Origin of the sequence: Bacillus sp. N13C7 (genome assembly GCF_026790065.1) — a bacterium.
Classification (GTDB): Bacteria; Bacillota; Bacilli; order Bacillales; family Bacillaceae; genus Bacillus.
The window spans coordinates 40157-50054 of record NZ_JALAMO010000007.1; the positions used below are offsets into that span (position 1 = coordinate 40157).

Consider the following 9898-nt stretch of genomic DNA (forward strand, 5'->3'; position numbering starts at 1 on the left):
TCATGATTGCCTTCACTATACCATAGTTTATCCGATTCTACTGTGGAGAAACCTTGAACATCCCTTCCGTATAACTCCATAAAAATAGAGGAACCTATAAGGGAAGATTGAGTCACTTAAATTAGTTAGAAAAATAAGATTTTTTCATGAAAGCGCTATAATGAAAGTTGGCTGTTTGAATTTGATTGGAAGAAGAGTATGCTAGTAAAAGAAAGCGTTTTTGTAACTTTTTGAGGAGGTTTTATTGTGGCAGATTTATTTTCAACAGTGCAAGAAAAAGTAGCTGGAAAAGACGTTAACATTGTATTTCCTGAAGGCTTAGACGAGCGTATTTTAGAAGCGGTCAGCAAGCTTGCAGGAAACAAAGTGCTGAATCCGATTGTGATCGGCAATGAAAATGAGATCCAAGCAAAAGCAAAAGAATTGAACCTTACGCTGGATGGCGTTAAGGTTTATGATCCTCATACATATGAAGGCATGGAAGACCTTGTACAAGCATTCGTAGAACGCCGTAAAGGCAAAGCGACTGAGGAACAGGCCCGTAAAGCTTTATTAGACGAGAACTACTTCGGTACAATGCTGGTGTACAAAGGCCTTGCAGACGGACTTGTAAGCGGAGCGGCTCACTCAACAGCCGACACTGTCCGCCCGGCTCTTCAAATCATCAAAACAAAAGAAGGCGTGAAAAAGACTTCCGGCGTGTTCATCATGGCTCGCGGAGAAGAGCAATACGTATTCGCGGATTGCGCGATCAACATTGCGCCTGACAGCCAAGATCTTGCCGAGATTGCGATCGAAAGTGCCAATACGGCAAAAATGTTCGACATTGAGCCTCGCGTGGCAATGCTCAGCTTCTCTACAAAAGGCTCAGCAAAATCTGATGAAACAGAAAAAGTAGCGGATGCTGTGAAAATCGCGAAAGAAAAAGCGCCTGAACTCACACTTGACGGCGAGTTCCAATTCGATGCTGCATTTGTTCCAGCTGTAGCTGAGAAAAAAGCGCCGGATTCCGAGATCAAAGGGGACGCTAACGTATTCGTATTCCCAAGCCTTGAAGCAGGAAACATCGGCTATAAAATCGCTCAGCGTTTGGGCAACTTTGAAGCGGTAGGACCAATCCTGCAAGGTTTAAATATGCCTGTAAACGACCTTTCAAGAGGATGTAACGCTGAAGATGTTTACAATCTCGCATTAATTACAGCGGCGCAAGCACTGTAATAACAATGAAGACGGTGGCAGCTCTCTTTCGGAGGGCTGCCTTTTTTTCGCCGGTATAGCCTGCTTTACCAGGATCTATGATATGAGTACAATAAAGAAAACTGATGATTACCATATATTTTATGAATGACAGGGGTGGGGTTTTTGTATTATGACGTGCTGAAAACGTTTATAGCGGTAGTAGAAGAAAAAAACTTCACAAAAGCGGCGGAAAAGCTGATGATCTCCCAGCCCAGCGTCAGTCTGCATATCAAAAATCTTGAGAAAGAATTTCAAACGGCTCTCCTGAACCGGTCACCAAAACACTTTACGACAACGCCGACAGGGGACATTTTATATCAGAGAGCAAAGCAAATGGTATTTCTTTACGAGCAAGCCAAGGCAGAAATCTACGCACATCATCACTATGTCAAAGGCAAATTGAAAATAGCTGCCAGCTTTACAATTGGAGAGTATATTCTTCCGCCACTTTTGGCCCAGCTGCAAAAGCTGTATCCAGAGCTGAATCTCGATGTCATGATCGGTAATACAGAGGAGGTCAGCGAGCGTGTGCGGATGCTTCAGGCTGATATCGGGCTGATTGAAGGACATACAAACGAGAATGAACTGGAAATTGAACCGTTCATGGAGGATGAAATGTGCATTGCCGCGCCAAATCAGCATCCGCTGTCTGGACGGAGCGATATTTCGATCAGTGAATTGCAAAACGAAGCATGGGTGTCTAGGGAAAAAGGCTCCGGGACGAGGGAATATCTTGATCATGTGCTCAGCTCGAACGGACTGAGGCCGAAATCAATGTTCACCATCAGCAGCAATCAAGGTGTAAAAGAAGCGGTGATCAATGGCATGGGGCTGTCGGTTCTATCCAGAAGCGTGCTGCATAAGGATTTGCTCCATCGTGAAATTTCAGTTCTCCATATAAAAGATTTCTCGTTAAAGCGCAAGCTGTCTTACATCCATTCTCCTCTCATGGAGAATACAAAAAATAAAGAAATTTTCATTACGATGCTGAAAAGCAATTATCAATCACAGCGGCTGAAATGATATAATAGTTTTCGTTCATAAGCCTAACATGAAAGGGACTTACATAGATGGCAAACCAACCGATTGATTTACTGAAGCAGCCGACATGGAGAGTCATTGACCAATCCAGTCTCGGCCCTTTATTTGATGCGAAGCAATCCTTCGCAATGGATGATACGCTGTGCATGTCCGTCGGAAAAGGCGTGTCGCCGGCGACAGCGCGCTCATGGGTTCACCACGATACAATTGTCCTTGGAATACAGGATACACGCCTCCCGTTTTTGCAGGACGGCATCTCCTTGCTGGAGAACGAAGGCTACCGTGTAATCGTACGCAATTCCGGCGGTCTAGCTGTCGTTTTGGATGAAGGTGTTTTAAATCTTTCGCTCATATTCGAAGATGAAAAGAAAGGCATCGATATAGACAAAGGATATGAAGCGATGGTTGAGCTGATGAGACGGATGTTGAAGCCATACAAAGCAAAGATCGAAGCCTATGAAATTGAAGGGTCTTATTGTCCCGGCAGCTATGACCTCAGCATAAATGGCAAAAAATTCGCAGGCATCTCTCAAAGACGAGTTCGCGGCGGAGTTGCTGTTCAAATTTATCTTTGCGCGGATAAAAGCGGCAGTGAAAGGGCCGACTTGATCAGACGGTTCTACCAAGCGGCGCTGAAGGACAAACGAAACGATAAAAAAGGCGTGTATCCGGAAATACGTCCGGAAACGATGGCGTCCTTAAGCGAGCTTCTGCAGACAGACATCTCCGTACAAGACTTAATGTTCGCTCTATTGACGGAATTAAAAGCGTTGAGCACCCATCTTTACTCAGCCGGACTGTCCATTGATGAGGAAATGGAATTTGAGAAAAACCTCGTCCGGATGGCTGAGCGGAATGCAAAGGTATTTGGGTGAACGTTCTTCGCATGCCAGCCGTTTCCGGCCGGCATGCATTTTTATTTTAATCGGCATTTTATCCCCAACAATCTTATTTTCAGATAAATCCTTCTTGCATGCAGATAACCCTGACAAAAAGAAAAACGATAAAATGAAGTCAGCATCCATATACAAAGGAGAGAGGCAGATGAAGGGGAATTTTTACAGCCTGTTTGTGCTGCTCGCGGCTTTTTTCTGGGGGACAACGGGAACCGTTCAGGCATTGGCTCCAGAAAGCGCTACACCGCTGGCATTTGGAGCGTTCAGGTTATTAATAGGGGGAAGTGCCATGCTGCTTGCGGTTTGGATCAGCCGGGAGCTTCACGTGAAAAATTGGTCATGGCCGCTCGTATTATCCGCTGCAGTTTGTATGGCGTGTTACCAGCCCCTGTTTTTCACAGCTGTTAAAGAAACCGGAATCGCAGTGGGAACGGTGATTGCCATCGGCAGCGCGCCTGTTATTGCCGGGAGCCTGGAGTGGGCGGTATTGAAAAAACGTCCGCGAAACTCCTGGTGGATCGCGACTGTGCTGGCTTTGGCGGGCTGCTGGATTCTGTTTTCCGACGGGTCCAATGTTCGGATTGATGCGGGTGGTGTTCTTATGGCACTTGGAGCGGGTGCTTCTTTTGCGGGCTATACGCTAATCAGTAAATGGATGATGAAAACTCAGCCTCCGCGAGCTACATCTGCCGTTGTTTTTATGATTAGCGCCATCTTGCTGACGCCGCTATTATGGCAGTCAGATATCTCGTGGATATTGACCCCCAGAGGAATGGGAACGAGCCTTTACATCGGGTTAATTGCAACATGTGCCGCTTACTTTTTGTTTGTGAAAGGGCTTACCGGTGTTCCGGCCTCAGCGGCGGTCACGCTGTCTTTGGCTGAGCCGCTGACGGCCTCATTGCTGGGTGTGTTTTTCATAGGAGAAATGCTTTCACTTTCCTCATGGCTTGGCATTGCGCTGATGATGCTGGGGCTGCTGGTCATTTCCGCTGCGCCTCGGAAACAAAAAACGGCCGAGGCGGCTCACATGTCTTAATAGATTCGCATAAGTTTGGCCTCATTTTACAAGAATAGCGGAGCCAGCTGCAAAATAATAAAATCCTCTTTTCTCAATGGAAAAGGGGATTTTGCACATGGAGAAAATCCCAAAATCAGCTGCTGTTTTGGGATTTTTCTAACTTATTCTGCCATTTTTTCTAAATTGCCGTTCCGGTCCATTTTGAAGGACGGAGAGGCATGTTCATCTTCTTCAAATAAAACTAGCTTTCTGGCTCTATTCATAATTTTCACCAAGGTTTCATAATCTTCTTGGATTGTTTTTTGGTCTTTTTCAAGCTTTTGAACTTCAGCCTCAAGCTGTTCCGTTTTGCTTTGCAATTCCTGATTTTCTTTCTTTAAACGTTCATTTTCCATTTTTAATGCTGATGATTGCTCGTGATTGCCTTCGTAATTCTGCAGGAAGCGGATCACATCATTCATCGTCATCTCAGGTGCCGCTGCAGGCGTTTGAGGAGACAATAAGTGTGATAGACTAGCTAACTCTTCCTTAAAGCTTTCATCCACAAAAGGCATATGTTCGCCTGACATTAAAGGCTGCTGCTCCTTTTCGACAGCTGGCGCATCCGTTTTGGCCGGTTCCTCCGCGGCGGTTTCTTGTATGATTTCAGGATCAACCGCAGGAGGCTGATATAATAGTCTTTTTTTTGCAGGCTGCCCGTTTCCGAGCGCTCTCATCCGCTGTTTTCGCTGTTTTTTCGCAAGCTGAAGCGCTTTTTCATATTGATGGCGGACGACTGCATTCCATCTGAATCCGCAGGCTGCAGATGTCCGGTTTAATTTATCGCCGACTTCTTCAAAGGCGTTCAGCTGAGTGCTGCCCTCCCTCACATGCCGAAGCACTGTTTCGGCTAAAAGCAGATCATTTTCCTCTGACCAAGCGTCTTGTCGCTGTTTTGTCATTTATCTCAACTCCCATTTTTCTTTTCATGGTATTAGAATGTCCAGTTTGGAAAATATTTATACAAGTTGGCTGAAAGAATAGGAGATACGAAGGGTGGAGCGGCTTGCAGGAACAGTCGAATCCTTGTAAAATGAAGAGTGATGTGATTTTTTTGAAAAGCAATTTTAGGTTATTCACATAGATGAACATAGAAATGAAGGGAAGCGTACGTCATGGCTAATGAATTTCGAGTGTGTGATGATTGCCAAGCCACTAATATCAAAACTTTGCTGCCGCGTTTAAAAGAAGTGGACCCTGATGCAAAGGTTGAGATTGGATGCCAATCTTATTGCGGGCCCGGACGGAAAAAATCATTTGCATTTGTGAACAATCGCCCGCTGTCAGCTCCGACAGAGGATGAGCTGATTGAAAAAGTAAAAAAGAAAATTAAAAAGTAAAAACATATTTTTACATAGCCTCGGCCCTCAGGTCAGGCTTTTTTGCTTCACATCATGTGTTTTTCTTAAAGGTGGAACAAATCGCCGGGCAAATTCAAGGATGTTTTCAAAGAATAGAGTCGATATAATAGAAACACGGCTAAAAAAAAGAGGGAATGACGATGGCGTATCCAAATGGAAAATTATCAGAAGAAAAAGTGTTTAAAGATCCGGTGCACCGCTATGTTCATGTACGGGACAAGCTGATATGGGATTTGATCGGAACCCGTGAATTTCAGCGTCTTCGCAGAATTAAGCAGCTCGGCACGACGTATTTGACGTTCCATGGCGCTGAGCACAGCCGGTTTAACCATTCTCTTGGTGTCTATGAAATTGTGAGGAGAATGGTTGATGACGTCTTTAAAGGCCGCTCTGAATGGGATGACAGTGAGCGCGAACTCTGTCTGGCCGCGGCGCTGCTTCATGACCTCGGGCACGGGCCGTTCTCGCATTCATTTGAAAAAGTCTTTCACCTTGATCACGAAGATTTTACAAGAGCAATCATATTGGGGGACACAGAGGTCAACCAGGTGCTCAGAAAGGTGAGTCCGGGTTTCCCGCAGGATGTTGCTGAAGTCATTGCCAAAACATATAAAAACAAGCAAGTGGTCAGCCTGATTTCGAGTCAGATAGACGCAGACCGCATGGATTACCTGCAGCGCGACGCTTATTATACGGGCGTCAGCTACGGCCATTTTGATATGGAGCGGATTCTTCGGGTGATGCGCCCGCGCGAGGATCAGATCGTCATTAAAGAAAGCGGGATGCACGCTGTCGAAGACTATATTATGAGCCGCTACCAAATGTACTGGCAGGTGTATTTCCATCCTGTGACAAGAAGCGCAGAGGTTATTTTAACGAAGATTCTTCACAGGGCTAAGCAGCTGCACGATGAAGGCTATGTTTTCACTCACGCTCCGGTTCATTTTTATTCTATCTTTGAAGGGAAATTGACACTGGAGGATTATGTAAAGCTGGATGAATCTATTATTTTGTATTACTTCCAGGCCTGGGAGGATGAAGAAGATCCGATTTTATCCGATTTGTGCCGCAGATTCATTAACCGCCAGCTGTTCCAATACGTTGAATTCAATCCTAACGAAGAAATGTCGGCATATTTTGAGCTGACTTCATTGTTCAAAGAGGCGGGAATTGATCCGAGCTATTATTTGGTCGTCGATTCTTCTTCAGATCTGCCATACGATTTTTACCGTCCGGGAGAGGAAGAGGAGCGTCTGCCGATCCATCTCTTGACGCAAAACGGCCACATTAAAGAGCTGTCCAGACAGTCAGCTATTGTGGAATCCATCTCCGGGAAACGGCGGACGGATCACAAGCTGTACTACCCGAAGGATCTGATTTGTGACGGGTCTGAACATCCGGAAGCGAAAATGAAAATCCGGCAGCTGCTGGGACTGACATAGAAATTGGAAAGAAGGAAAAAGGAGATGTCGGGAATTTGTTGAAAGAACATGCAAAACTGATGAAGGTGTTCTCGGATTCTGGAGAAATCATCGGGCGAAAGAAGCTGCAGAAAATGATTTATATCGCAAAGAAAATGCAGTTTCCTTTCTATGAGAAATATGATTTTCACTTTTACGGACCGTATTCAGAGGAACTGACGCTCCAAATTGAAGAGCTGTGCAACCTTGGATTTCTGCATGAGGTGAAGGAAAAAAAAGGCGGCTACTTTCAATACCGTTATTCGCTGACTGAGACAGGCTCTGCGTTTTTAGACCATGCTGATCTGGATATGCCGGATATCAAAGATTATATCGACAGTGTAAACAGCCGTTCATCACGGTTTTTAGAACTGGTCTCCACGATCCTTTACTTTGACGGGCTTGAGGCCGAAGAGAAGAAAGAAAAAGTCTTTACAATCAAAAGCAAGCAAAAATATACAAATGAAGAATATGACGAAGCGCTTCAATACATAGAAGAACTGAAGCAGATTTGTTAACCATACGAAGCAAAAGAAATGATCCGTTTCTTTTGCTTTTTTTATTGACAAAAGCTGCTAATGGATCTATTGTGGATAATAGTTATCTATAATGAAACAGGAGTGAATATGATGAAAATGAAATCAGGGATGGAGCAGGCGGTTTCCGTGCTGCTGTTACTGTCACGGCTGCCCGTACAGGCTTCTTTAACGTCAGAGGCCATCAGCCAGCGTTTGCGCGTGTCTCCGTCTTATTTGAAGAAGCTGATGAGGACTTTGGTTCAAGCCGGCCTGGCAGAATCCATCCCGGGGACGAAGGGCGGTTTTACCCTTGCGAAGCCTTTGACGGACATGACGCTCTATGATGTTTATCAAGCGGTCGAGGGCAGAGGTACGATGTATCAGGGGAAAGGCCTGCTGCAATCCGTATTCGAGGGTGAAAGTCACTGTGTGCTGGAGACAGTCATGGGGGAAATCGAGGAGAAATGGGCCAATCTCATGAGAGAAGAATCTTTACAGCATGTCATGGACAGAGTTGGGGAATTGTATGATCTTGAAAAAATAGATGATTGGGTAAACGGGCAATTGAAGGGGCAATTCCAATGAAGCACAGCGGGCATCTGCAAAAATCTTCTGAATCATCAACAAGCATGTCTGTGCTAATCGTGCTCGCTCTTGGTTTTCTCATGGCTACTCTTGATGTAACCGTTGTAAATGTGGCGATGGCTGATATGCAAAACGCTCTTTCGATGTCACTTTCAGGTGTGACGTGGGTTGTGGACGGATACATCCTTACGTTTGCGTCGCTTTTGCTGGCGGGCGGAGCCTTGGCTGACCGTTTCGGCTCGAAGGCAATATATATATTGGGCTTAGCCGTTTTTGTTCTGGCCTCCTGTCTTTGTGCTGTATCGATCAATGGCGAGATGCTGATTGCCGGACGCCTCATACAGGGAATAGGTGCGGCTTTGTTTATGCCAAGCTCACTCAGCCTTTTGGCTGCCTCTTACCCTGATGAGCGGGTGCGCACGCGAATGTTTGGACTGTGGGCCGCACTTGTTTCCACGGCTTCAGGCCTTGGGCCTTTTATTGGGGGTGTGCTGGTGCAGTTGGCGGGCTGGCAGAGTATTTTTCTGATCAATGTGCCGTTAGGGGCTGCTGCGCTCATTTTAGCTTACCAAATACTCGACCGCGTACCGGGAAAAAGCAGCCGCATAAATATCACGGGGCATCTGCTTGGAATGGCGGCTCTCGGTTTTCTTTCCTTTGCATTGATACAGGGACCTTCTGCAGGCTGGCGCTCGTCTGTGATTCTCGGTGCATTCGCGGGCGCAATTTTGGCATTTGTGCTGTTTTTGCTGCGGGAATTCTCTGCGGAAACACCCATTCTGCCGGCATCTTTATTAAAAAATGGACGTTTTTCAGCTGCCCAATTCATCGGGTTTCTGTTGAACTTCGCCCTTTTCGGCGGCATGTTTATGCTGAGCCTTTTTTTGCAGGAAGCAAGAGGCGCAAGCTCCTTTATGGCTGGCGTTGAGCTGCTGCCGATGATGGCAGTCTTCGTGATCGGAAATCTGCTGTTTGCCCGTCTGGCGAACCAGTGTGAAGCAGGACAGCTTATGTTTATGTCAATCGCGGTCAGCTGTATTATTGCACTGCTATTATTTGTTCTGGTTTCTCCAGATTTTCCATATTGGCAGCTGGCGGTTTTGATGTCTGTCATGAACCTTGGCACCGGTATTGCGGTTCCTGCCATGACAACTGTGATCATGCAGGCTGCCGGACCAAAGCATGCGAATATCGCGGGTGCGGCCTTGAATGCTAACCGGCAAATCGGAGCCTTGGTCGGCGTAGCGGTTTCCGGAGTGATCATTCATCTGTCCGCCACTTGGTACACCGGAGCCGGGTTTACGTTTTTGATGATGGGAGCGGCGTACAGCCTCTCCGCATTGCTTGTATGGCTATTTCTGTCCGTTCATAACGGGACTGCCGCGTCAGAAAAAATGTAAATCACAGATTGCGCTTTGTGGGAATATATAGTAAGATATAAAAAATTATTGAAACAACAGGCACTGATAAGGACATGAGATGCTTTTTACGGTTTCCAGAGAGGGAAGGACAGCTGAGATCTTCCTAACGCAGGGAAAGCAGCTTACCGCCTTTGAGCCGTATCGGGGAAATCAAGTATCCGATACCGTCATGCTGCGTTACAGCACCGAGCCGGCAACATAGCGTTTGTCGGGAATTTGGGTGGAACCACGGATATAAACACATTCGTCCCTTTTAGAGGGATGGGTGTGTTTTTTTATTTGAATTGAATACATGTGAAGAAAAGGACATGAATGAT

10 protein-coding genes and 1 other annotated feature are annotated in these 9898 nt (G+C 46.0%); of the genes, 9 read left to right on the forward strand and 1 reads right to left on the reverse strand.

The window, feature by feature from the left end:
• Positions 1 to 246: 246 nt before the first annotated feature.
• The 4 genes from pta (at position 247) to MOB98_RS08385 (ending at position 4215) form a co-directional block, all read left to right on the forward strand.
• A complete protein-coding gene (gene pta / locus MOB98_RS08370; RefSeq protein ID WP_268358926.1) occupies positions 247 to 1218 on the forward strand; it encodes a phosphate acetyltransferase in 972 nt (323 codons plus the stop codon).
• Positions 1219 to 1362: 144 nt separating this feature from the next.
• Positions 1363 to 2262: a cysJI operon transcriptional regulator CysL gene (cysL, locus tag MOB98_RS08375; RefSeq protein WP_268358927.1), complete on the forward strand. Its 900-nt coding sequence runs from the start codon at positions 1363 to 1365 to the stop codon at positions 2260 to 2262.
• A 47-nt stretch (positions 2263 to 2309) separates the two neighbouring features.
• Positions 2310 to 3155 carry an octanoyl-[GcvH]:protein N-octanoyltransferase gene (gene ywfL / locus MOB98_RS08380; RefSeq protein ID WP_268358928.1) on the forward strand — a complete coding sequence of 282 codons (846 nt, stop codon included), beginning with the start codon at positions 2310 to 2312 and terminating at the stop codon, positions 3153 to 3155.
• A 169-nt stretch (positions 3156 to 3324) separates the two neighbouring features.
• On the forward strand, positions 3325 to 4215 hold the full coding sequence (locus tag MOB98_RS08385) for a carboxylate/amino acid/amine transporter (RefSeq protein ID WP_268358929.1): 891 nt from the start codon (positions 3325 to 3327) through the stop codon (positions 4213 to 4215).
• 143 nt (positions 4216 to 4358) lie between these two features.
• Here the strand turns inward: MOB98_RS08385 and rsfA are convergent, their stop codons facing one another.
• Entirely contained in the window at positions 4359 to 5138 is a 780-nt protein-coding gene (gene rsfA / locus MOB98_RS08390; RefSeq protein ID WP_268358930.1) for a prespore-specific transcription regulator RsfA, read from the reverse strand.
• 213 nt (positions 5139 to 5351) lie between these two features.
• Here rsfA and MOB98_RS08395 point away from each other — a divergent pair, with 213 nt between their 5' ends.
• From MOB98_RS08395 to MOB98_RS08415, 5 genes are all read left to right on the forward strand, one after another.
• A complete protein-coding gene (locus MOB98_RS08395) occupies positions 5352 to 5576 on the forward strand; it encodes a DUF1450 domain-containing protein (protein ID WP_268358931.1) in 225 nt (74 codons plus the stop codon).
• Positions 5577 to 5737: 161 nt separating this feature from the next.
• On the forward strand, positions 5738 to 7039 hold the full coding sequence (locus MOB98_RS08400) for an HD domain-containing protein (RefSeq protein WP_268358932.1): 1302 nt from the start codon (positions 5738 to 5740) through the stop codon (positions 7037 to 7039).
• A 35-nt stretch (positions 7040 to 7074) separates the two neighbouring features.
• Positions 7075 to 7575, forward strand: coding sequence for a YwgA family protein (locus tag MOB98_RS08405; RefSeq protein ID WP_268358934.1), 501 nt, complete (start codon positions 7075 to 7077; stop codon positions 7573 to 7575).
• 111 nt (positions 7576 to 7686) lie between these two features.
• Positions 7687 to 8160: an Rrf2 family transcriptional regulator gene (locus MOB98_RS08410; RefSeq protein WP_268358937.1), complete on the forward strand. Its 474-nt coding sequence runs from the start codon at positions 7687 to 7689 to the stop codon at positions 8158 to 8160.
• Complete coding sequence (locus tag MOB98_RS08415; protein WP_268358939.1) at positions 8157 to 9560, forward strand: MFS transporter; 1404 nt, start codon at positions 8157 to 8159, stop codon at positions 9558 to 9560. Before MOB98_RS08410 ends, MOB98_RS08415 begins: the two co-directional genes overlap by 4 nt.
• Positions 9561 to 9614: 54 nt before the next feature.
• Positions 9615 to 9836 (forward strand) — a binding site (T-box leader).
• The last annotated feature ends 62 nt before the right edge of the window (positions 9837 to 9898 follow it).